Genomic DNA, 23,111 nt, shown 5'->3' on the forward strand with positions numbered 1-23,111 from the left:
CATCCGTATGCGGTTAGCATTCCTGGAACAGGCCACAGCGGCATCCGCTCGCGCGATGTCGCTCTGACCAATCCCGAATCCCCACTCCCGAATCCCAGCCCCATGCACATCTACCTAGTCGGCGGCGCCGTCCGCGACGCCCTGCTCGGGCAGCCGCCCGGCGATCGCGACTGGGTCGTGGTCGGCGCCACCGCGCAGCAGATGCTGGAGTTGGGCTACAAGCAGGTCGGCCGCGATTTCCCGGTGTTCCTGCATCCGCGCAGCGGCGAGGAATACGCGCTGGCGCGCACCGAGCGCAAGGCCGGGCGCGGCTACCACGGCTTCGTGGTGCAGGCCGATCCCTCGGTGACGCTGGAAGAGGACCTGCAGCGGCGCGACTTCACCATCAACGCGATCGCCCGCGACGAGGCCGACGGACGCCTGGTCGATCCCTATGGCGGCGCGCGCGATCTCGAACAGCGGGTGCTGCGCCATGTCGGCCCGGCCTTCGCCGAAGATCCGCTGCGCGTGCTGCGCGCGGCGCGGTTCATGGCGCGGCTGGCGCCGCTGGGATTCGTCGTCGCGCCCGAGACCATGGACCTGATGCGTGCGATGGCCGCCGGCGGCGAACTGGAAACGCTGGTGCCCGAACGTGTCTGGCAGGAACTGCGGCGCAGCCTGGCCTCGGCGCAGCCGTCGGCGTTCCTGCGCACGCTGCGCGAGGCCGAGGCGCTGCGCTGGGTCCTGCCCGAGCTGGACGCGCTGTACGGCGTGCCGCAGCGTGCCGAGTACCACCCCGAAATCGACACCGGCCGCCATCAGGAACTGGTCAGCGACATGGCCGCGCGGCTGGCGCCGGGCGACGCACTGATCGGCTTCGCCGCGCTGACCCACGACCTGGGCAAGGCGCTGACACCGCCGGAGGAGTGGCCGCGCCACCTGATGCACGAACAACGCGGCCTGGCACCGCTGCGCGCGCTGTGCGAACGGCTGAAGGTGCCGCAGGAGCACCGGCAACTGGCCGAGATCGCCTGCCGCGAGCATCTGAACGTGCATCGCCTGGCCGAACTGCGCGACCGCACCGTGCACGAACTGCTGCAGCGCTGCGATGGCTTCCGCAAGCCCGAGCGCATCGCGCAGCTGGCCACGGTGTGCGAGGCCGACAAGCGCGGCCGCCTCGGCAGCGAGGACGCCGATTACCCGCAGGGCCGCACGCTGCAGCGCCTGCATGCGGCGGCGTTGGCGGTGAACGCGCGCGACCTGGCGGCGCAGGGCCTGAGCGGCCCGCAGATCGGCGAGGCACTGGCCAAGGCACGGATCGCGGCGATCGCCGCGGCGCGGCGGGAGTCGCAGGCCGACGCGTCCTGAGCGCGGCCACGTCGCGCTTGCATGGATGCGCGGTGGAAGCGGCACTCGTCCGCTGCTTGTGTATCAGCCACGACCGGCTCTCCTGGGATGGTCCATCGCAGCTGAAGCGAACATCCAGCAGCGATTAAAGGGCACCTCTAAAAACCTGGAACCCATCCACTGCGATCTGTTCGTCTCGATGTTTTCAGGCGCTTTGGTCACGGTCTCTGCAGTTAGTGCCCCAAGGCCCACGTGTAGGAGCGGCTTCAGCCGCGAACGCGTTACCGGGAACGCCCGTCGCGGCTGAAGCCGCTCCTACGGTGCAACAACGTTCCCGCTTGATGCGTGGCGAGAACGCCGTCGCACCTAACCCCGCGCCCCGAACGAGCGGCAAGTTGCCCGAATTGCCTGGCGGCGATTGCGGCGATGCCGCCACCCGCCACACCGCTCGCCGGACAACCGCTATGGCACCTGGATCGCCTCCCCGCTGCCGACCACCACCGTGGCGATCTGCGAGGCGGCATCGCGGCTGTCCACGTCGGCCAGTGTCCCCAGCAGGGTGCTGTTGTCCTGCATCTGCAGGGCGTCCCGGTAACGCGCGTTGGCCACGTCGGCCAGTTGCACGCCGAGCTCGCTGATGCGCAGCACTGACGCATCCAGGACGCCATCGAGCAACTGCGCGCCCTGCAATGTGATCTGCGCCGCGCGCGCATTAGCGGTGTCGCCAAGCTCGACGACGCCGGCGAATCCGTCCAGCGTGCCTGCCGCGTCGATCACCTCATCCATCAACTCGCCATACACGATCGACACGCGCTGGGCGGACGCCGACAGCGCGCCACCGGCGTTCGCGCTGCGCCGCACGCGCAGTTCCGCGCTGGCAGCGTGCGCATCGCCCAGGTCCAGCAGCTCATCGACGAGTTCGCCCTCGACGATGTCCAGCGCCTCGACCCGGGCATTGCCGGCATCGGCCATGTCCAGGCGCAGTTGCGCACGCGCGAGCGTGCCCTGCAGGTCGACCGCTTCGTCGATCAGTTCGCCATGGGCAATGGTCAGGGCATCGCCGGTGACGTTGCCGCTGTCCGCGAACGCGACGTCGAGCGTGCCGCCGTCGAAGGACGCGACATCGACCGCCTCGTCGATCAGTTCGCCCTCCTCGATCCGCGCCGCCAGCGCATGCAGATCGCCGGCGTCCTCGAAGCGCACCGCCAAGGTCGCGTCCTGCACCGCACCGGCATCGATCGCTTCGTCGATCAATTCCCCGTCCGCGATCCGCGCATCGGCCGCCGCGGCGTTGCCGCTGCGCAGCAGCGTCACAGTCACGTCGGAGGCGCGCAACTCGGCGGCGTCCAGCGGCTCGTCGATCAACCCGCCATCGCGGATGCGCAGTGCGCCCTCGACACTGGCGTTGCCGGTATCGGCCAGGCGCAGGTCGACCGCCGCGTCCTGCACGTGCCCGGCGTCGACCAGTTCGTCGACCAGCACCGCATCCTGGATGTCCAGCGCGTGCGCATCGACATTGCCGGCATTGGCCAGCGCGATTGCGATCTGGCCGCCCAGCCACGGCCCGGCTTGCAGCGCTTCGTCCAGCAACTGGCCGGCGAACAGGCGGACCTCGTCCGCCGCCACATTGGCCGCGTCGTCCGCCTGCACGGCGACGCGGCTGCCACGCAGCGGGTGCGCGATCAACACGCCCTGCAGGCGGCCGCCGCCGACCGTCAGCGTGCCGTGGCCACCAAGGACCCGATCGCTGCGCTCCACGGCGACCTCGACACAGGCGCCATCGGCGGCCGCGACCGCTGCATCGCGTGGCGCGATCAGCCGCTCGCTGAGACTGCCGCCGCCCAGGTGCAGATGGCTCTGCGCGGTCTGCAGGCTGACGTTCGCAGAATCGCGCAGGCGCAGATCGATGCGAGCGCCGTCGGCGATGGGACCGTCGACCAGCGTGCCGATCAAGGCCGCCTGCACCGGCCCCACTGGCGTACTCAAGGTGCCGTCGGCGGCGAGCGTGTCCTCGCCCAGGGTCAGCCGCCCGGCCAGGGCGACGTTGGCGCTGTCCTGCACCAGGATCGACAGCGTAGCGTTTGCCCCGACGCGGTGCACCAGTGTCGGCAGCAACGATGGCTGCGCTTGCCACTGCGCATCCTGTACGGCCTGGTTGGCCTGTCCGCAAATCGCGATGGCCAGGGTCTCCCCGGCGGGCACATCGAGCGGCGTGGCGAACGCATAGGGCTGCCAGTGGCCGGCATTGCGGGCGATGAAGCGCCCGACCGCAGTGGGGCCGGCGCAGGCCACCGGCAACGCCGGCCGCCGGCACGCCGCCGGTAATGTCGCCGCCCAGCCCGGCCAGGCCGTGGCCCACAACAACAAGACGGCCCCGGCACGCATGCTGCCAGCGCCGAGCAGCGTCGACATGGGCACCTGCGGCCGCGCAGTCGCACGACGCGGCGCATCGTCGCCGCCATTCCGCTGCATGCGCCAAGCCACGACGCCACGCGACATTCCCTCGAACCAGCCTTCACCGCTGCCGCAAGAACGCGGCACCGTCCGTACGATGCGCATGACGATCCCCCCCTGTGGCGATCGCCCGCGATCCTAATGCATGCGGGTGACAACACCGCGTGTGGGGAGAGAGACGGAAGACTTTTCATCTTTTGCTCAACAGGCATGCCCAGCAAAAATGGCGCAGCGGCGCGCCACGGCGCTGCCGCCATTGCTTCTCAGACCAACCGCGCTGGCAAATGACCGGCGTGGAGACGCAGACCCACCCACTGTCCAAGCGTCGCGCGAGCGAGACTCAGTCCTCGGCGACGAAGAATTCGAAGAAGTCGCGCTTGTCCTCGGCAAAGGCGCTGACCAGCCGGCCCTCGGGGATGCGCTTGGCGCCGAGGCCGCCGACGCAGATACCGAGGCGGCGAAACAGCGCATAGCGCGGCCCGATCGCATGATCCGGATCGTGCGCCATCAGCCGCGCCAGTGCGTCCGGGGCGTAGATGTCGATCCCCTCGACCATCGGCGTCACATGCCGATTGAGGGTCACGTAGCGCAGCGCCTTGCGCTCGTAGACCAGTTCGCAGCCTTCGCGCGTCTCGGTCACGATCTTCTGGATGTTGTCGATCACCGTGGTGAACGGCGCGCCGTGCGCCTTGGCGATATGCGCCTGGCTGCAACCGAAGCGGAATCCGCTCACGGCGGCATAGGGTTGAATCTCGTAGATCACCGGACGTTCCTTGTGAGGCGGGACGGATCTGGCACCTGCCTGTGCCCGCGCATAGGCTCGGCGCACGCCAGGCCACAGCAAACCAGACCACGGCCGGCGGCACAACGCCCTCGGCGAGCACCGCCAGGCGGTGCCCGCGGCCGCTTACTCCATCGCGCCGGCGATCCAGGTATGACGGACCTGCAACGCGTCGTCCAGCAGTACCAGGTCGGCCTGGTAGCCCGGCGCGATGTGGCCGTAGCGGTGATCCAGGCCCACGCATTGCGCCGGGTACAGCGAGGCCATGCGCGCGGCCTCTTCCAGCGGCACGCCCAGCCACTGCACGCTGTTGCGCACCGCGCTGGCCATGTCCAGCGCCGAACCCGCCAGGGCGCCGGCGGCATTGCGCACCACGCCGTCGATGGCGGTGATGGTTTCGCCGTACAGGTCGAACGCGGGGCTGTCGGCGCCGACCATCGGCATCGCATCGGTGACCAGGAACACGGTGCCGCGCGGCTTGGCCGCCAGCGCCACGCGCAGGCTGGCCGGATGCACGTGCACGCCGTCGACGATCACCCCGCACCAGGCGTTGCGGTCTTCGAGCGCCGCGCCGACCACGCCGGGATCGCGGCCCTGCAGCGGGGTCATGGCGTTGTACAGATGGGTGAAGCCGCAGATGCCGGCGTCCAGCCCGGCACGGGTCTCTTCGTAGCTGGCGGCGGTGTGGCCGGCGAACACGCGCGCACCGGCCGCGGCCAAGGTGCGGATGCTGGCCGCCGGCACGCGTTCCGGTGCCAGGGTGATCAGGGTGACGCCGTTGTCCAGCGAGGTGACCATGGCCAGTTCGTCGGCGTCGGGCACGCGGAACTTGTCGGCGTTGTGGGTACCCTTGCGCGCCGGCGCCAGGTACGGCCCTTCCAGGTGGATGCCGAGCACGCCCGGCACCCCCTCGGCGATGGCCTGGCGGGTGGCGGCGATCGCCGCGCGCATCACCTCCACGTCGTCGCTGATCAGCGTCGGCAGGTAGCCGGTGGTGCCGTAGCGGCGATGGCCCTGGCCGATGCGGCGCAGCGCCTCGACATCGGTGCGGTTGTTGAACAGCACGCCGCCGCCGCCGTTGACCTGCAGGTCGATGAAGCCCGGCAGCAGGCTGCCGCCGCCCAGGTCGTGCTGCACCGGCGCTGCCGCCACGCGCGGGTCGGCGTCGTCGAGCAGGGCGAGGATGCGCCCGCCCTTCAGCAGCACGCTGACACCGTCGAGGAATCCATCCTCGCCGAGCACGCGCGCGTTGCGCAGCGCCACCGTGGTCATCAGACGGTCTCCGTCACTTTGTTCAGATGCGGCGGCAGGTCCGGGTTGTAGCCGCGGCGCAGGGCCAGGGCGTTGATCGCGCGGTAGAAGCTCTGGATCGCCAGCAGCGGCGCGCACGCCGGGTGCGGCGCGGCGACCAGCGGCAGGTCGCCGCCGGCGCTGGCCAGCCACACCTGCGCGCCACGGCCGCGGAACTCCTCGGCCAGGCGCCGGGTGCCCTCGCCGGCTTCGTCCGGCTGATCGAACGCCAGCACCGGGAAACCCGGGCCGACCAGGGCCATCGGCCCGTGCTTCACTTCGGCCGAGCTGTAGGCCTCGGCGTGCAGGCCGCAGGTCTCCTTGAACTTCAGCGCCGCTTCCTGCGCCGCCGCCAGGCCCAGACCGCGGTCGAGCACGAACAGGTTGTGGGCCTCGACCAGGCCGTCGGTGAGCGAGCGCCAGTCGGCCTGCCAGGCCGCGTGCAGCGCCTGCGGCAGGGCCTGCAGCGCGCCCAGCAGCGCCGGGTCGTTCTTCCAGTGCGCGCCAAGCTGCAGGATCGCCGCCAGCGAGGCCAGGTAGCTCTTGGTCGCAGCCACGCTCTTCTCCGGGCCCGCACCGAGCGGGATCACCGTGTCGGCCAGCTGCGCCAGCGGCGAATCCTCGACATTGACCAGGGCCACCACGCGCGCACCGGCGTCCTTGGCGGCCTGCGCATTGCGCAGCAGGTCGGGGCTCTTGCCCGATTGCGAGATCACCAGGTACAGCGCCCCGCGCAACTGCAGCGGCGCCTCGTACACCGACCCCACCGACGGCGAGGCCGAGGCGGTGACCACGCCGAGCTGGGTCTCGAACAGATACTTGGCGTAGGTGGCGGCGTGGTCGGAGCTGCCGCGCGCGCAGGTCACCACGAACGGCGGCGGGTCGGCGCGCAGCGACGCGGCCAGTGCGGCCACCGTGGCGTGGTTGCGTTCGAACTGCGCGGCGACGACCGCGGCGGCTTCCGCGGCTTCGCGGAACATCAGGGTTTCGGTTTCGGAGGGCAGCGCCATGGGCAGGATCACGTGGGGTCTGGGGAGGAGGAACGGCGGGAATGCGGCTGCATGGGCGCGGTCGAGCCGCGCACCACCAGTTGCGGCACGAAGCCCTGGTTGTGCACCGGCGCCGGATGATCTTCGTAGGCATCGCTGCGCAGCTGACTGATCAGCAGCCGCGCGGCGTGGCGGGCGATATCTTCGGTGGCCTGCTTGGCGGTGGTCAGCGGCGGCCACGACTGGCGCGAGAACGGGCTGTCCTCGAAGCCGGCGATGGACAGGTCGTAGGGCACGTTCATGCCCGCCGACTTGGCTGCGGCCAGCACGCCGGCGGCGATCTCGTCGTTGGAGCCGAAGATCGCGGTCGGTGGTTCGCGCAGGGCCAGCAGCCGGCGGGCGCCGCGGAAGCCGTCGTCGAAGGTGTAGTCGCCAGGGATCACCAGGTGCTTGTCCAGGGTGATGCCGTAGTCCTTCAGCGCCGCCTCGTAGCCGGCATAACGCTCGCCGCTGGAGCGGTGCGAGGTGCCGCCCCACAGGAAGCCGATGCGCTGGTGGCCGAGCTGGATCAGGTGTTCGGTGATCTCGTAGGCGGCGTCACGGTCGTCGACGTAGACGCACGGGCCGTCCTGCGGATCCTCGGTGGCGGCGATGATGCGCACGGTCTTGATCCCGCGCGCGGCCAGCGCCGCGACCAGGTCGGCGCGCTCGGACATCGGCGCGGTCAGCACCAGCCCGGCCAGGCGCGAGCGCTGGGTCCACTCGGCCAGTTCCTCTGCAAGCATCGGCGCGGTGGAGTCGCAGGGGTGGATCTGCAGACCGAAGCCGGTCTCGCGACAGGCGGCAAGCACGCCGTTCTGCACGCCGATGATGTGGTAAGGGTTGGGGTTGTCGTACACCAGCCCGATCACGAACGGGGTGCCGCTGCGCAGATTGCGCGCCGACGGATCCGGCTCGTAGTCGAGTTCGGCGATGGCGTGCAGCACGCGCGAGCGCGTGGCCTGCATCACCGAGGGTTCGTTGTTGATGACCCGCGAAACGGTCTTCAGCGACACCCGCGCCCGTTCGGCGACGTCTTTGATGGTGGGTCTGCGCATTGGAATGAGTTTGCCGAGTTGGAGAAAAGCGCGTCAGCTCACCGCGCGCCCTGGCCGACGCGGTGACCGCGCAGCGCGAAGAACAGGATGTACAGGTAGCAGGCGATCATCAGGCCGGCGAAGACCACCTGGAAATCGAAGGACTCCTTCAGATGGGCGAACAGCTGCGGCACCGCGGCGCCGCCGACGATGCCCATGATCAACAGCGCTGCGCCCTTTTCGGTGAACTTGCCCAGCCCCTTGATGGCCAGCGGGAAGATGGCCGGCCACATGATGGCGTTGGCGAATCCGAGCGCCGCCACGAACGCCACCGAGACATAGCCGCCGGTCACCATCGCGCACAGCGAAAACACGATGCCGAGGCAGGCCGAAATGGACAGGTACTTTTCCTGGGAGATGTACTTCGGGATCAGCACCAGGCCAAGCAGGTAGCCGGCCAACATGCAGGCCAGCGTGCCGATCGTGAAATATTTCGCGTAGTCGAGCGAGAGCCCGAGGCTGTTGCCGTAGATGCCGATCGCATCGCCCGCCATCACCTCGGCGCCGACGTACACGAAGATGCACAACGCACCCAGCCACACGTGCGGAAACGCGAAGATGCTGTCGCGGCTGCGCTCGTCGGAGGCCGACGCGTTCGCCGTCTCGGGGCTGATCTCGGGCAATGGCGAGAACAGGATGGCGACGGAAAGCACGGCCAGGATACCGGCGATCGCCATGTAAGGGCCGTGGATGCGGCCAGCGAACTCCTGCAACAGGAGTTCCTTCTGCGCAGGCAGCACCTGTTCGATCTGCGTCGAAAAATCCTCCATGCCGTGCAGGACCACTTTCGCCAGTCCATAGGTGGCCAGCGCGCCCGCCACCTTGTTGCAGATGCCCATCAGCGCGATGCGGCGCGCCGCGCCGTCGATCGGCCCGAGAATACTGATGTACGGATTGACCGCGGTCTGCAGCAAGGCCAGGCCGCCGCCGATGATGAAGATGCCGCTCACCGCGCCCACGTAGGAACGGGCATTGGTGAACTGGCCGAAGATCGCGGCGCCAATCGCCATGATCAGCAGGCTCAGCGCCAAGCCCTTCTTCATCCCGGTCAGCTTCAGGATGAACGAAGAAGGCAATGCCAGGCAGAAGTAGGAAATGTAGAACGCGCTCGGGATGAGGAACGCGAACGTGTCGCTGACATTGAAGGCGACCTTGGCGAACAGGATCAACGGCCCGTTGATCCAGGTAAAGAAGCCCATGATGAAGAACAACAGGCCGACGATGGCGATGGAGGCGTAGGGACTGGCGGGCCGTGCGGTGGTCATGGGCGGCGTGCTCCGGGAGGGCGCGGGGATCGGCGGTCAGCGTCGCAGTTCGGCGACGAAGTCGTAGTAGTCGTTGTGGCAATAGGTGTCGGTCAGTTCGATCGCGCTGCCGTCGCGGGTGTAGCCGACCCGCACCACGTGCAGGATCGCCTCGCCTTCCTTCATGCCGAGATGGCCGGCCAGCCGCGCCGGCAGGTTGATGGCGCGGAAGTACTGCAGCGCCCGCACCACCGGGGTGCCGCGCTCGTCCAGGTAGCTGTAGAGCGAATCGGCGATGGCGTGCGGATCGGGCACCACGTGCTGCGGCAGCACCGCCTTTTCGTAGGCCATCACCCGGCCGTCGGCGCTGCGCAGGCGGGTCAGCGCCGCGACCACCGTGTCCGGGGACAGGCCCAGGCGCAGGATCTCCTCGCCATGCGCCGGGCGCGTGCGCCGCTCCAGCCAGCGCGTGCCCGGCTCCAGGCCCTTCATGCGCAGGGTTTCGCTGAAGCTGGCCAGGCCGCTGAGCTGATGCTGGATGTGCGAGGTGACGAAGGTGCCGGCGCCCTGCCGGCGCGACACCAGACCTTGTTCGACCAGCGCATCCACGGCCTGACGCAGCGTCACCCGCGACACCTGCAGGTATTCGCACAGCTGCCGTTCGGCCGGCAGCGCCTCGCCCGGCTTCCACTGCCCGCCCTTGATCGCCTCCACCAGCTTGCTGGCCAGTTGCAGATACAGCGGCGTCGGCGCGTCCGGGTCCACGGCCAGCGCATGCAGGCGCGGATCGGCCTGCGGCTTGGGCTTGGTCATGGCGCGCTCTCCAGTCCGCATGGATTCGTTATGTCCAATATAGTACCAATTCGCGGTCCGTGCACGCCGGGTCACAGCCGCAGGTACAGCCTCCTCCGATCCATCCACCAACCCACCAGCCAGCACAGCAACGTATATGCCAACGCGCAGGCCAGGCTGCCCCAGGGGCCGAGCAGCAGCCGCTGGAACACCGCGATTCCCAGCCACTGGTACAGATCCATGCCGCTGGCGCCGGCCGGGACCAGCCGCAGGCAGACCACGAACAGTTCGGAGAACAGGTAGATCGCCAGCGGATTGCGCCCGAGCACGGTGAAGAAGCCGCTGCCGGCCTGAAAGCCACGCACCTCGATCGCCCACAGCAGCGCGCCCAGCAGCCACAGGTCCAGGCCCACGGTCAGCAGCACGAACGAGCCGGTCCACAGTTTCTTGGCCAGCGGGAACCACGGCTGCCAGGCCAATGCCAGCAGGACCAGGGCGACACCGGCCAGCCACAACCAGCGCACCGTGCGCGCCTGCTTGCCGACCCGGCGCACGTACAGCCCGGTCAGGTAGCCGGCGATGACGTTGACCGTGGCCGGCAAGGTGCCGAGCAGGCCCTCCGGATCGAACCCGCCGTCCTTGCGGTATAACTGCGCCGGATCCAGCAGCCACAGGTCCAGGCGCGTGCCGGCATTGCCGAGCTTGCTCAGCTCCGCGCCCGGCTGGCCCCACAGGTACAGCGCGCCCCAGTAGCCGAGCAGCAGCGCGACGCACATGACCAGCAGGCCCCGCGGCGACAGCCAGCGGCACAGCAGCGCCGCCAGCGCGTAGCACAAGGCGATGCGCTGCAGCACGCCCGGCACCCGGGTCTGGTCGATCGCGGTGAGGCTCCAGTGGCCGTCGGCGCCCTGGTGCACGAACGGGAACCAGTACATCAAAAAGCCGAGCAGGAAGATCAGCGCGCTGCGCTTGCCGACCCGGCGCAGGAACGCGCCGAGCGGCTGGCCGCGGTCCAGCGCGAAGCTCATTGCGTTGCCGACAGCGAACAGGAACGACGGGAACACCAGGTCGGCGGCGGTGAAGCCGAACCATGGCGTGTGCCGCAACTGCGCGAATGCATCGGCGCCGGCACCCGGCGTGTTGACCAGGATCATCAGGAAGATGGTCAGGCCGCGGAACACGTCGAGCGACAGGAAGCGTTCGCGCGATGGCGCCACGGGATGACTGGCGGGCACCGTGCTCATGGCGCATCCACCTGTTGCAGCAGCGTGCGCACCGCGGCGACCGGATCGGCCGGCGCCTGCCGCGCGTAGTCCGTGTCGCGCGCTACCCAGTCGCGTTCCCAGACGCGCAGCCGCTGCTGCAGTTGCGCCTCGTCCACGCTGCCGCCGGCGACCGCCGCCTCGCGCAGCATCTGCAGCGCCAGGGTCCAGCGCGGCAGGTAATAGTCGGCGTACATGCCTTGCCAGGCCTTGGAGGCATAGTCGCCGAGGTTGCCCTCGCCGCCCCACACGCTGACCTGCGCCTTGGCGTCGCGCCGGTAGTAGGCCGCGTCCTGCGGGGTCTTGGCATAGCCGGCGGCGGCGTCGAGCCAGCTCGACAGGGTGTCCTGCTGGCCGCCGACCAGACTATCGAGTTGCGTCACTGCCTCGCGCACCCGTGCCGCCGCCGCGTCGCCCGCTGCGACATCGCCGCGTCGGTAGGCGGCCACCGCCTGCTGCAACTGCGCGTCCACGCGGCCGGTGGCGTAGTGGCGGGCGAAGTCGACCAGGTCGTAGCGGTACAACGACGCGTCGGCGTATTCCGGCGCCAGCGCCAGCAACTGCTGCAGGGCGCGGCGCAGCCGTGGCGGATCGCCGGGCGCCTCGTCGAACTCGCCGATATCCAGCGTCGGCCGCTTGAACAACAGGTAGGCGCCGGCCCGGCTGCGCCACCAGCGCGGCGTCCAGTAGCGGGTCGACAGCACCGAGGCCTGCAGGTCGTCCCAGGCCGCGCGCAGTGCCGGCGAGGTGTGTCCGTAACGGGCGCGGGTGTAGTCGTCGAGCCAGTCCTGCAACGGCCGTTGCTGCGCGCCCCAGGCCAGCGCGTACATGTATTCGTAGACCACCGAGGTGGTGTGCAGCCCTTCCGGGAACGCGCCGAAGCCGACCAGCTGCTGCGTGTCCTTGTCGGCGAGCAGCGCGCGCAGGTCCTCGCGGTAGAACGCCAGGTCGCCGTACACCGGATTGCTGCCGCCGTAGTTGTGCACGTAGCCGTAGATCCATTGCTTGCCGTCGAACGCGTCGGACAGCTTCCAAGTGCCGGGGTAGCGATCGTTGCCGATGTCCAGCACCAACAACTTGTCGTTGGGCACTTCGCGCAGGAACGCGGCGATGGCCTGCGGCGTCCAGAAGTGGCGGTCGGCGCCGAACAGCCAGCCCTGCATCACCCACACCGCGTCCGGGTTGGCGCGCTGGATCGAGGCGTACAGCGCGCGGCCGTACTCGGCCAGGCGCTTGTCGCGCTGCGCCGGCGGCACCTCCGGCGGCTTTGTCCTGGCGGTGTTGGCGGTGCTGTCGCCGTAGCTGGCCAGGCGCGCATCGCTGCCGTCGGCGGCGATCGGCGGCAGCATCTCGTTGAACGCATCGGCCAGGTAGTAGGTGCCCTTGCCGTAGGTACGGTCGTAGAGCTGGATGAAGCGTTGCGCGATGCGCGCGAACAGCGGATCGGCCGGATCCAGCCAATAGGTCTCGTGGAAGCCCTCCCAGGCGCGCATGCGGTAGATGCGCGCCTGCGGATGCGCCTGCGCGAACGCCTTCGGCACGTAGCCGGCGAAGGCCGGCAGCACCGGCTTCATGCCGAGTGCGCGCATGCGCTGCAGGATGCGCAGCTGCAGCGCGTGCTTGTCCTCGATCCACTGCTGCGGCAACGGCGCGTCGTAGCCCTCGATGTTGCCCATGCGCTGCCACGGTGCGAACGCCGGGCCGGAGAAATACTGCGCCAGCTCCGCATCGGCGACGCCGAACTCGCGCCACAGCGCCTGCCACACGTACTCCTGGCCTTCCATCGCCAGCGGCATGTCGATGCCGTGCAGGGCCATCCAGTCGATCTCGCGCTCCCAGCGCGCCCAGTCCCACCACGGCGTGGTGTAGCCGTAGGTGCAGACGTTGAGATAGGCGCGGTGCGCGAACGGGGTCGCGGTGCGCTGCCCACGGAAGTCCGCATAGGCCGCAGGCAACGCGACCCGGCTGCCTTCCCAGCTCACCGATGCCGCGCCGATCGACTGCAGGTAGCTGTACGCGCCATGCGCCAGCGCCACCTCGGAGGAACCGGACACGCGCAGCGTGCCGGCCTCGGCGGCGACCTGGTACCAGTCGTTGCCGCGGCCGCGCGGCTGCCGTTGCAGCTGCAGCTCGGCCGCGCGCGGGCCGAGCGTGCGCAGCAGCACGCCGCGCGCGGCCTCGTCCTGCGCATCCTGCGCCGCCGCGGCAGACGCGACTGGCGCCAGCAGCGCACTGGCCAGCAGCAACAGCACGGCATGCGCATGCACCGACAGCGCCTGGACGCGGCGCAGCCCGGCAAGGCCATGCGGGAAGATCTGGCGGAAAGCACGTTTCATTGGCTCAATACTCCACTGTCGCGACATCGTCGAAGCCGAAAGGCGTTCCGGCCCTCACCTGCATCACCACGGCCAGCACCCGTTCGCCGGACGCCGGCGGCAGCCGCAGCGACAGCGGCTGACCCGCGGCCACGCTGGCGACCCGCTGCCGGTCCAGATACACCTGTACCGCGCCGGTCGCGCGGCCCAGCCGCAGCCGGCCACCACGCTGCTGGATCCCGGCCCAGGGCGTGAACGCGGTCCGGTACAGCGCGTAGCCGTCGCGCTCGGCGCGCGTCTCCAGGTTGCCCGGCTGGCAGAAGCTCCAGCTGTTGTTGTCGTTGGGCGCGCGCGGCAGCGCCGGATCCGGCGGCGTGGCGAACGGCAGCGTGTGCCGCCAGCCGCCCACCACCATCGCCGCGGCAACCGGCGGCAACGACAGCGGCGGCGCCGCCGCCTGCAACGCGATGCGTGCCTGCCCCGCACGCAGGCCCGGCGCGCGCGCCTCGATACGCAGACTGCGGCGGCCGCTGCCGGCCTCGACAATGGCCTGCGCCAAGCCATTGAACAACTGCACCTGCGGCACGTTGTCGGGCGCATGCCGGTTAGGGTCGCCGTTGCCGACGCCGAGCAGGCGCCCGCCCTCGATCTGCAGCGCGATCTGCGCATCGGCGAACGGCACGTGGCGGCCCTGCGCGTCCACCGCTTCCAGGGTGATCGGTTGCGCGTCGCGACCGTCGCCGCGCATGCGCGTGCGGTCCGGGGTCAGCCGCAGCGCGACCGGCGCGCCGACGGTCTGCACCCGCTGCTGCGCGACCTCGCGGCCGTCGCGGTACGCCACCGCTTCCAGCACGCCGGGCGCGTACACGACCTGCCAGGTGTTCATCGCGATCCGATCCACCGCCTGCCGCCCTTGCGAGCGGCCGTTGAGCCACAGCTCCACCTGCTGCGCGTTGCAGAACGCCATCACCTTGATCGGGGTACCCTCGCGGCCCGGCCAGTTCCAGTGCGGCAGCAGCTGCAGCACCGGCGCCTCGTCGATCCACTGCGCCTGGCGCAGCCAGTAGGCGCCCTTCGGGAAGCCGCACAGGTCCATGATGCCGAAGAACGAGGACACCGACGGCCATTCGAACGGGGTCGGCTCGCCGCGATAGTCGAAGCCGGTCCAGACGAAGCTGCCGGCCAGGTACGGCCGCTCGTCGATCAGCTTCCACGAGGCGCGATGGGTGTTGCCCCAGGGCGCAGCGACCGAATCGTCCTCGGCGATGACGTGCGCCTCCATGTCGGTGAACCAGGCGCCGCGGGTCTGGAACGCGCTGGTGTCCTCGCTGGATAGCAGCGGCGTGTGCGGCATCGCCGCATGCACCCGGTCGTAGTTGAACTGGCGGTAGTTGAAGCCGACCACGTCCACCGCATGCGACGCGTTGCGCTGGGTCAACATGCCGTCGTTCATCGCCGCGGTCACCGGACGGCTGTCGTCGAGCGTGCGCACCAGCGCCACCGCGCGGCGCACCATCTCGTAGCCGGCGACGGTGCCCTGCATCGGCTCCTCGTTGAACACCGACCACAGGAACACGCAGGCGCGGTTGCGGTCGCGGCGCACCAGCCAGCGCAGTTGCGCGGCGTAGTCGGGCGCCGGATTGAACACGCGGTTCTCGGCCATCACCAGCATGCCCAGGCGATCGCACACGTCGAGCAGTTCGGCGGCCACCGCGTGGTGCAGGCGGATCGCGTTGCAGCCCAGCGCCTTGAGCCGGCGGATGCGGAACTCCAGCAGGCTGTCCGGCACCGCCACGCCGACCCCGGCATGGTCCTGGTGCAGGCAGGCGCCCTTGATCTTGAGCGGCCGCTCGTTGAGGAAGAAGCCCTGCTGTGCATCGAAGCGCAGCGTGCGGAAGCCGATCGCGCACTCGCGGCGATCGCGCTCGCGGCCCACGCTGCGCAGCACCGTCGCGAGCCGGTACAGGTGCGGTGCGGCCACGTCCCAACGCTGCGGCTGCTCTACCTGCAACACCACCCGCGCCTCCACCTGCGCCAGCGCGCCGGCCTGCAGCGTGGTACTGCCCTGCGCCACCACCGTGCCCTGCGCGTCGTACAGCGTCGCCTCCAGCAGCGCCGCATCGGCCTGTTCGCCGACGTTGGCGACGGTGACCGTCACCGGCAGCGTCCAGCGATCGTCGGCCCCGGCACGCGGCACCGCATGCACGCCGTCGCCGACGATATGCAGCGCATCGCGTATTGCCAGCCAGGTATGCCGGTAGAGCCCGGCGCCTTCGTACCACCACCCGTCCATCGCCTCGGCGTCCACGCGCACCGCGATGGTGTTGAGGTCCTGGCCATAGCGCGCGATCGCGCTGATGTCGATGGCGAGGCCGTCGTAGCCGCTCCAGCCGCGCGCCATCAGCAGGCCGTTGACCCACACCGTGGCGCGGCTGGCGATGCCGTCCAGGCGCAGTTCCAGCGCCTTGCCGCGCTGCGCTTCATCCAGCCGCAGGCTGCGCCGGTACCAGGCGATGCCGCGGCGGCGATAGCCCTGCGCCACGTTGGCGCTTTCCTCGATCGGCTGCTCGATGGCGAAATCGTGCGGCAGCCGCAGTTGCCGCCACTGGCTGTCGTCGAAATCGCCGGCGGCCGCGCCCCAGGCCTTGCCGGCCTTGGCGTTGTCGTAGCTGGCGTCCTGCCCGGTGATCGGCGGAAACGGAATGTCGCCTTCGTGGAAACGCCAGCCCTCGTCCAGGCAGAACAGGCCGGGATCGGCCGCCCGGGTCAGCGCGGGCACGGCCGCCACCGCGGCGGTGCCGATGCCGGCGATGCCGGCGGAGTCCGCCATGCCGGCCCAGCTTCCGCGCGGCAGCGCCAGCAGCAGGCCGGCGCCGGCGCTGCCGGCCAGAAAGGTTCTTCGTTGCATGCGCTTGTCCTCATCGGATCGACCGCCCGGCGCCACCGCGGCGCCGGGCCAGGCTCGCGCTAGCCCGCAGGCGCGTGCGCCGCCCTCACAGGATGTCCCACTGCATCGACACGTAGAAGCTGCGGCCGGTGACACCGGTCATCTGCCAGCGGCTGCTGATGTCCTTGTATGCCTCTTCCTTCTTGTTGGTCAGGTTGAGCGCGCCAAGCTGGAAGCTGAGTTTGTCGGTGGCCTGGTAGCCGAGCACCGCATCGACCTGGGTGCGCGCCTTCATGGTGTGGCCTTCGCGGGCGAAGAAGCTGTCGCTGCTGTCCTGCTCGTACTCGCTGCGGTGGTTCAGCGACAGGCGTGCGGAGAACATCGCGTTCTCCCAGTAGCCGGTGGCGTTCCAGGTCTTCTCCGACAGGTTGCGGATCTTGAAGTCGGTGTCGCGCTGCGGGATCACCCGGGTGAAATTGGCGGTCAGGCCGAAGCCCTGGATCGGCAGCCAGGCATCGAAGGATTGCGTCCAGCCCAGTTCGTAGCCCTTGATCTTGACCTTGCTCGGATCGTTGCGGGTGGCGGTGATCTCGTAGATGTTGCCGCCGCCGTCCACGCAGTCGCCGGCGCCATTGGTGGACAGCGCGGTGCCGTTGAACGTGGCCGGGCAGACGATGCTGTTGAAGGTGCCGTTCTTGACGTTCTTCCAGAAGCCGGCCAGGGTCAGCCCGCCGCCCTGGCCGTAGTACCACTCCAGGCTGAGGTCGGCCTGGTCGGCGGTCAGCGCCTTCAGGTCGGTCTGGCCCAGCGCCACGTCGTAGGTGGTGGTGCCGCCGGTATTGCTGCCGGAGGAGATGGTGGTGGCGATGGCGGTGTTGCTGTCCAGGATCGGCCGCACCAGTACCTTGCCGGCGGCGAAGCGCAGCAGCAGGTCTTCGCGCATGTCCAGCACCAGGTTCAGGCTGGGCAGCCAGTTGTGGTAGTCGTACGGCGCGCGCTCGGTGCCGACCACCTCGTTGGCGTCCTCGCTGTACTGCGAGGCGGTGGTCAGGTAGGTGTCGGTGGTGCGCTTGGTGCTCTCGTAGCGCACGCCGACGTTGCCGCGCAGGCGCATGCTGCCGACGTCGGTGTCGATCTTGGCCAACGCGTAGGCGGAGAAGATGTCGTTGCGGATGTGGTAACTGGCCTGTGGCGCGAACAGCACCGGCACGGTGATGCCGGAGGCCGCCAAGGCCCTGGCGTAGGCGTACACGTCCGGCGCCACCCAGTCGCTCTGCGAGGCAAGGTCGCCGTCGAGGAAGTTGCTGACGTTGGAACTGGCCGCCGACAGTTCCGGGAACATGCCGTAGCCGGACACCGCGCCGGAGTTGATCAGGTACAGGAAGTCGCGACGCCAGACGTTGCGGTCGAAGGTCTCGCGGCGGAACTTGGTGCCGACCTTGACCGCATCCAGGAAGCCGTTGCCGACATAGCGCTCCGCATCGAACTGCAGCGACCATTCCTTGTTGCGCAGCGCGTTGATCGCACCGTTGGGGTATTCGTCGCGGACCAGATTGGCCTTGTTCCAGGCGCTGGCGTCGGTGGCGTCGGCGTCGGTGGTCAGCGAGATCGCGCCGGGATTGGACATGTCGAACAGCGTCGCGCTCGGCTTGCGGCCGAGGATCACCGCGCGCTCGTCCTCGTCGGTCTTGCCTTCGGTGTAGTTGGCCACGCCGCTGAAGGTCCACGCGTCGCCCTTCCAGCGCGCGTCCCAGGTCAGCAGCTGCGAACTCAGGTCGTGGCGCTCGAGCTGGCGGTTGTTCTCCAGCCAATAGTTGGACGCCGACACCTTGGTCGCGGTCAGGCCGTCGGTCTGCAGCACATTGAGATAATTGCGATCGAAGGAGTAGACCAACTGGTTCATGTCGTTGTCGGTCTTGTCCTGCGAATACAGCGCGGTCAGGTTCATCTCCAGCCGGTCGTTGGGTTTCCACTGCAACCCGGCGGTGAACATCTTGCGATCGGTCTCGCGCTCGATCGAGCGGTAGCGCGGACGGCGCGGGATGTACAGGGTGCCGTCGCCGGTGGCCTGGGTGTACCAGCGGTCGATCCACAGGTAGTCGGCGCGGTCACGGAGCTTCTGGTAGCCGGCATTGACGAACACGCCCAGTTCGCCACCATCGGCCAGATGGAACTGGTCGATGTAGGTCAGTACGCCCTTCGGCGTCGGCGCGCCGCCGGCGAATTCGGAATACTGCTCCTTCGCCGAGAAGATCAGCTTGCGCTCCTTGTAGTCCAGCGGCTTGGTGGTCTCGATGTTGACCGTGCCGGACAGGCCGCCGGCATCCATGTCCGCCGACGGCGACTTGATCACCTCGATCGCCGCGGCCACCTCCGGCTGGATGATGTCGTAGCGGAAGCCGTCGGTGAAATCGGCGCTCTTGATGGTCTGGCCGTTGATCGTGGTGGCCGAGTACTGCGGGCCCAGGCCGCGGATGCTGATGGTCGAGCCGCGGCCGTTGATGGTGGAGATCTGCACGCCGGGAATGCGCTGGATCGCCTCGGCGATGTTCTCGGCCGGGAACTTGCCGATGTCCTCCGAGGAGATGCCGTCGGTCATGCGCGCATCCTCGCGCTTGTTGTCCAGCGCGGTGATCAGGCTCTTCTGGTAGGAACTGGTGACGGTCACCGTGTCGAGCTGGGAAATCGAATCGGACGCGGGCGCTTCCTGCGCCTGCGCAGCGGCACTGAACAGGCCGAGCGCGATGGCGCTGGCGAGGACGGACAGGGGACAACAATGCGAACGGGAGGGGGCGACATGTGGCATTGGGCTATCCTGGTTGATGGCGATCGGCACGACGACGGCTGACATCCAGGGCGGCGATCGGCAGGCAGCACCCTCCCTCGCGCCCCACGCGACGCGCAGGGCGATGCCGTCCGTGCAGAACCGGCGTCGATGGAGCGTTCTGGCTGTTCCTGCGCCCTGTGTTGCAGGTGGCGCGTCCCCGTCCCTTCCCCGGAACGGGCGACTGCATGGTGCGGCTTGGGGGATCTGGCCCGAATTGGCAAGGACCAATTCCAGGCGCTTCGATTCTTATGGTCTTAGAAAGATTGTGTCAACGCCGTGCCGCACGAAATCGCAAAATGACCTCTGGACTCGCACCCCTATCCCGGCAAAGTTATTATTTATCAATTACTTGCGTTGATAAAATATTCATGCCGCGGCGCTTTCCACGCATCGTTGTCACGATACCTATGCCGCACCAATTGCAAGAACGAGACCAATTTTGTGCGGCGCCACATAACCGCAGTGCATTCTCATTTGCGCACGGGCGCAAACCGCTCCGATCCCTCACGCAAGCCATTGATAAATCTATATTCGCGTTCCACCGCAGCGCCCTTTCCGGGATCCATTGCCGATATTGAGCGGCAAAACCAGAACCAGACAAATTTTCTCATCGAGACTTGACATCGTTGTCATAGCCTCGTAAGAATCGGCGCACACGGGGGTGTCGCCGCGCATGTGCGGCGCGAAAGCGGGCCAAGGGAGGCATGTGATCGCAATGATCCGTTCGCACGCATCGCGTGTCGCAGGCGGCACTTCGTGGCCTGCACAGAGACAGCGCCTGCCGGGCGCGCCCGCCGCGCCCAGCCCACCATTGCCGCTGTTCCTGCGGCGTCCCGCTGGCGAGGCGTGGTCCGATCGACCGCGATCGGCGGCCTCGCCGACACAAACACCCGGCTCACGTCCCGGCGCCCTGCACGCGCCCAGGCCGGTCGGGCCTGCGCGTGCGCACCACATCGGCAGCATCCGGCGTCCCGTGGCACACGGCATGGTCTCCACGTTCCGCACCACCCGGCATCCCAGCCCGCATCCGCATCACAGGCAGTAAGGCAACAGGCCACTCCGGCGCGCGGCCCGACGTCCGCGCAATCGCGTTGATCCATTGAATGATGAGGGAGAGACATCATGCAATATCGCCATTCCGTCCTGTCGGCCGCCATCGCCGCCAGCGTCCTCGCCTTCGCCGCGCAGGCGCAGCAGGCTGATTCCGCCGCCACCGATCTGGACGCGGTCCAGGTAGTCGGCATCCGCGCCAGCCTGGAGAAGTCGCTGGACACCAAGCGCAACAACGTCACCGTGTCCGAGGCGATCACCGCCGAGGACATCGGCAAGTTCCCCAGCACCAACGTCGCCGAGGCGTTCGCGCAGATCCCCGGCGTCACCATCGACCGTCGCTTCGGCCAGGGCGAGCGGGTCAGCATCGACGGCACCGATCCCAGCCTCAACCTGTCGTTCCTGGACGGCCACCCGGTGGCGCAGGCGATCTGGCTGTACGGCGAGCAGCCCAACCGCGGCTTCGACTACACCCTGCTGTCGCCGCAGATCCTGGGCCGCGCGGAGATCGTCAAGTCCACCGAGGCGCGGCTGACCGAAGGCAGCCTCGGCGGCACCGTGCTGATGCACAGCCGCCAGCCGCTGGACCTGAAGGCCAACGAGATCGCCGGCTCGGTCGGCTACAGCTACAGCCAGCAGGCCAGCGAGGGCAAGCCCAACGCGTCGCTGCTGTACAGCTGGAAGAATCCGCAGGAGACCTTCGGCGTCGCGGTGTCCGCGCAGCACTACGAAGAACGCGTCGACCGCCAGGGCCTGGAGGTGTTCGGCTACGCCAAGGCCAGCACCTTCGCCAACGCCACCGGCGTACCCGCCGATGCCGACGTGCCCAACTCGATCAACGCCGCCTGGTTCCAGCAGGACCGCAAGCGCGACAGCGCAGTGGTGAATCTGCAGCTCAAGCCCAGCGACGCGCTGGAGTTCAACCTCAGCGGCCTGTACATCAAGGAAGACTTCGACAACTACAACCAGTCGATGTACAGCTTCCTCACCTGGAACCCGGGCACCGTGGCCGCGGTCGACGCGCTGGGCGACGTGCGCAACGGCGTGGTCAACAGCGGCCATTCCAGCGCCAACGCCAATGCGGGCGGCGGCACGGTGATCTACGACAACAACGTGCGCCAGTCGCAGGTGACCACCAAGGGCCTGGACCTGCGCGGCGCCTACCGCGGCGAACGCTGGACCTTGCGCGGCCAGGTCGGCCAGAGCAAGTCCGACAACGACCACCTGGCGCAGTACTTCATCGAGCCGTTCTACAACGGCGGCTTCCGCTGGGACCTGGACCGCGGCATCCGCTTCGACGATCCCACCGCCGCGCGCAATCCGGCCAACTGGGGCTCGGCCGGCGGCTGGATCGGCAACAACGGCGTGTTCTCCACCCAGAGCAAGGACCGCTACGGCCAGCTCGATCTGGACCTGCAATTCGACGGCGTGTTCAACCAGTTGCTGGTCGGCGTGCGCGAGGGCAAGCACGACGAGGACTTCGCGCTCAACGTGTACGGCGGCGTCACCCCGGCCACGCTGGCCGACATCGGCACCATCGGCCTGACCGACATCCGCGGGTTCTATCCCGACCATGGCCAGCACGTGCAGGCCGGGCGCGGCAACGTGATCGACTGGATCCGCAACAGCCCGGTCGACTACGCCAATCCGGACCCTTCCAGCTACCTCAACAACACCTGGGCGCTGCAGCAGACCAACAACGCCGGCTACGTGCAGCTGAACTTCTCCAACGCCGGCCTGCGCGGCAACCTGGGCCTGCGCTACGTGCGCTCCAAGACCGAAGGCAGCGGCTTCGTCTACAGCGGCACGCCAACCCTGCAGGACCTGGACAGCAAGTGGCAGACCCGCACGCAGACCGAGCATTTCCTGCTGCCGTCGCTGAACCTGGCCTACGACACCGACAACGACTGGGTGTTCCGCTTCGGCGCCGGCAAGGTGATCGCCTGGGCGCCGTACAACCAGATGGTCAACAACACCTTCCTCAACGACACCACGCTCACCGGCAGCGGCGGCAATGCCGCGCTCTCGCCCTACGAATCGTGGAACTTCAATCTCTCGGCCGAGTACTACTTCGCGCCGCAGGCGGTGGTGGCGTGGTCCATCTTCTACAAGAAGATCGACAACTACATCGACACCTCGGCCACCATCGAGCGCCAGTACAACGCGATCCGCGACACCTCGCCGCAGACCTGGGCGCAGATGCTCGGTAGCAACGGCTGCACCGCCGACGGCTATTGCGACTACAGCATCCAGCGCCCGCGCAACGCCGGCGACGGCAAGGTCAAGGGTTTCACGCTAGCCTACCAGCAGCCGTTCGGCGACAGCGGCTTCGGCCTCTCCGCCAACTACACCTATGCCAGCGGCGAGAACAACAGCGGCAACCCGCTGCCCTACCAGTCGCGCAACAGCGTCGCCTTCAGTCCGTACTACGAGAAGGGGCCGTGGAACGCGCGGATCAGCCTGAACTGGCGCGACAGCTACCTGGCCGGCGGCTACGTCGCCGGCGCCGCGCCGGCCAGCGTCGACGCCTACACCGATCTGGGCGCGAGCGTGGGCTATGCGTTCAACGCGCAGTGGTCGCTGCAGCTGGACGCACAGAACCTGCTGGACGAGGAATACCTGCAGTACCTGGGCGACAAGGACCACCCGGCCGGGCGCTACCACAACGGCCGCCGCTACATGGCGACGCTGCACTTCAAGTTCTGAGCGCACCACCGCGCCTGCGCTGCGGGGTCATCTCCGCGGCGCAGGCGCGCGT

At 68.6% G+C, this 23,111-nt stretch carries 13 protein-coding genes; 2 read left to right on the forward strand and 11 right to left on the reverse strand.

Annotated elements, in window-relative coordinates; genetic code table 11:
• Positions 1–102 precede the first annotated feature (102 nt).
• Positions 103–1,347: a multifunctional CCA addition/repair protein gene (locus PIQ37_RS07255; RefSeq protein WP_342072939.1), complete on the forward strand. Its 1,245-nt coding sequence runs from the start codon at positions 103–105 to the stop codon at positions 1,345–1,347.
• A gap of 441 nt (positions 1,348–1,788) precedes the next feature.
• Here the strand turns inward: PIQ37_RS07255 and PIQ37_RS07260 are convergent, their stop codons facing one another.
• From PIQ37_RS07260 to PIQ37_RS07310, 11 genes are all read right to left on the reverse strand, one after another.
• Positions 1,789–3,738, reverse strand: coding sequence for a hypothetical protein (locus tag PIQ37_RS07260; protein ID WP_342072940.1), 1,950 nt, complete (start codon positions 3,736–3,738; stop codon positions 1,789–1,791).
• Between the two features lie 382 nt (positions 3,739–4,120).
• Positions 4,121–4,543, reverse strand: coding sequence for a hypothetical protein (locus tag PIQ37_RS07265; protein ID WP_342072941.1), 423 nt, complete (start codon positions 4,541–4,543; stop codon positions 4,121–4,123).
• Between the two features lie 144 nt (positions 4,544–4,687).
• On the reverse strand, positions 4,688–5,833 hold the full coding sequence (gene nagA, locus PIQ37_RS07270) for an N-acetylglucosamine-6-phosphate deacetylase (protein WP_342072942.1): 1,146 nt from the start codon (positions 5,831–5,833) through the stop codon (positions 4,688–4,690).
• Positions 5,833–6,861 carry an SIS domain-containing protein gene (locus tag PIQ37_RS07275; protein ID WP_342072943.1) on the reverse strand — a complete coding sequence of 343 codons (1,029 nt, stop codon included), beginning with the start codon at positions 6,859–6,861 and terminating at the stop codon, positions 5,833–5,835. The genes nagA and PIQ37_RS07275 overlap by 1 nt, the downstream gene beginning before the upstream one ends.
• A gap of 8 nt (positions 6,862–6,869) precedes the next feature.
• Complete coding sequence (locus PIQ37_RS07280; protein WP_010343153.1) at positions 6,870–7,937, reverse strand: LacI family DNA-binding transcriptional regulator; 1,068 nt, start codon at positions 7,935–7,937, stop codon at positions 6,870–6,872.
• 38 nt (positions 7,938–7,975) lie between these two features.
• The gene (locus PIQ37_RS07285) at positions 7,976–9,241 is read right to left on the reverse strand and encodes a sugar MFS transporter (protein ID WP_152237548.1); all 1,266 of its coding nucleotides are present in this window, start codon (positions 9,239–9,241) and stop codon (positions 7,976–7,978) included.
• Between the two features lie 36 nt (positions 9,242–9,277).
• The gene (locus PIQ37_RS07290; protein WP_010343151.1) at positions 9,278–10,033 is read right to left on the reverse strand and encodes a GntR family transcriptional regulator; all 756 of its coding nucleotides are present in this window, start codon (positions 10,031–10,033) and stop codon (positions 9,278–9,280) included.
• A 71-nt stretch (positions 10,034–10,104) separates the two neighbouring features.
• Entirely contained in the window at positions 10,105–11,256 is a 1,152-nt protein-coding gene (locus tag PIQ37_RS07295; protein WP_342072944.1) for an acyltransferase family protein, read from the reverse strand.
• Complete coding sequence (locus PIQ37_RS07300; RefSeq protein WP_342072945.1) at positions 11,253–13,610, reverse strand: alpha-N-acetylglucosaminidase; 2,358 nt, start codon at positions 13,608–13,610, stop codon at positions 11,253–11,255. The genes PIQ37_RS07295 and PIQ37_RS07300 overlap by 4 nt, the downstream gene beginning before the upstream one ends.
• A 4-nt stretch (positions 13,611–13,614) precedes the next feature.
• On the reverse strand, positions 13,615–16,497 hold the full coding sequence (gene galA, locus PIQ37_RS07305) for a beta-galactosidase GalA (RefSeq protein WP_342072946.1): 2,883 nt from the start codon (positions 16,495–16,497) through the stop codon (positions 13,615–13,617).
• A gap of 85 nt (positions 16,498–16,582) precedes the next feature.
• Positions 16,583–19,282 (reverse strand): TonB-dependent receptor, encoded by a 2,700-nt coding sequence (locus tag PIQ37_RS07310; RefSeq protein WP_342072947.1) that lies wholly within the window; start codon positions 19,280–19,282, stop codon positions 16,583–16,585.
• Positions 19,283–20,425: 1,143 nt separating this feature from the next.
• Between PIQ37_RS07310 and PIQ37_RS07315 the strand changes: the two genes are divergently transcribed.
• Positions 20,426–23,059 carry a TonB-dependent receptor gene (locus tag PIQ37_RS07315; RefSeq protein ID WP_342072948.1) on the forward strand — a complete coding sequence of 878 codons (2,634 nt, stop codon included), beginning with the start codon at positions 20,426–20,428 and terminating at the stop codon, positions 23,057–23,059.
• Positions 23,060–23,111: the final 52 nt, after the last annotated feature.

Source organism: Xanthomonas protegens, from assembly GCF_038442435.1.
Taxonomy (GTDB): domain Bacteria; phylum Pseudomonadota; class Gammaproteobacteria; order Xanthomonadales; family Xanthomonadaceae; genus Xanthomonas_A; species Xanthomonas_A sontii.

Excerpts from the sequence above, each read along its gene's own strand:
- PIQ37_RS07255 (WP_342072939.1), top strand. The coding sequence starts at position 103 with ATGCACATCTACCTAGTCGGCGGCGCCGTCCGCGACGCCCTGCTCGGG.
- PIQ37_RS07260 (WP_342072940.1), bottom strand. The coding sequence starts at position 3,738 with ATGTCGACGCTGCTCGGCGCTGGCAGCATGCGTGCCGGGGCCGTCTTG.
- nagA (WP_342072942.1), bottom strand. The coding sequence starts at position 5,833 with ATGACCACGGTGGCGCTGCGCAACGCGCGCGTGCTCGGCGAGGATGGA.
- PIQ37_RS07275 (WP_342072943.1), bottom strand. The coding sequence starts at position 6,861 with ATGGCGCTGCCCTCCGAAACCGAAACCCTGATGTTCCGCGAAGCCGCG.
- PIQ37_RS07280 (WP_010343153.1), bottom strand. The coding sequence starts at position 7,937 with ATGCGCAGACCCACCATCAAAGACGTCGCCGAACGGGCGCGGGTGTCG.
- PIQ37_RS07285 (WP_152237548.1), bottom strand. The coding sequence starts at position 9,241 with ATGACCACCGCACGGCCCGCCAGTCCCTACGCCTCCATCGCCATCGTC.
- PIQ37_RS07290 (WP_010343151.1), bottom strand. The coding sequence starts at position 10,033 with ATGACCAAGCCCAAGCCGCAGGCCGATCCGCGCCTGCATGCGCTGGCC.
- PIQ37_RS07295 (WP_342072944.1), bottom strand. The coding sequence starts at position 11,256 with ATGAGCACGGTGCCCGCCAGTCATCCCGTGGCGCCATCGCGCGAACGC.
- PIQ37_RS07300 (WP_342072945.1), bottom strand. The coding sequence starts at position 13,610 with ATGAAACGTGCTTTCCGCCAGATCTTCCCGCATGGCCTTGCCGGGCTG.
- galA (WP_342072946.1), bottom strand. The coding sequence starts at position 16,497 with ATGCAACGAAGAACCTTTCTGGCCGGCAGCGCCGGCGCCGGCCTGCTG.
- PIQ37_RS07310 (WP_342072947.1), bottom strand. The coding sequence starts at position 19,282 with ATGCCACATGTCGCCCCCTCCCGTTCGCATTGTTGTCCCCTGTCCGTC.
- PIQ37_RS07315 (WP_342072948.1), top strand. The coding sequence starts at position 20,426 with ATGCAATATCGCCATTCCGTCCTGTCGGCCGCCATCGCCGCCAGCGTC.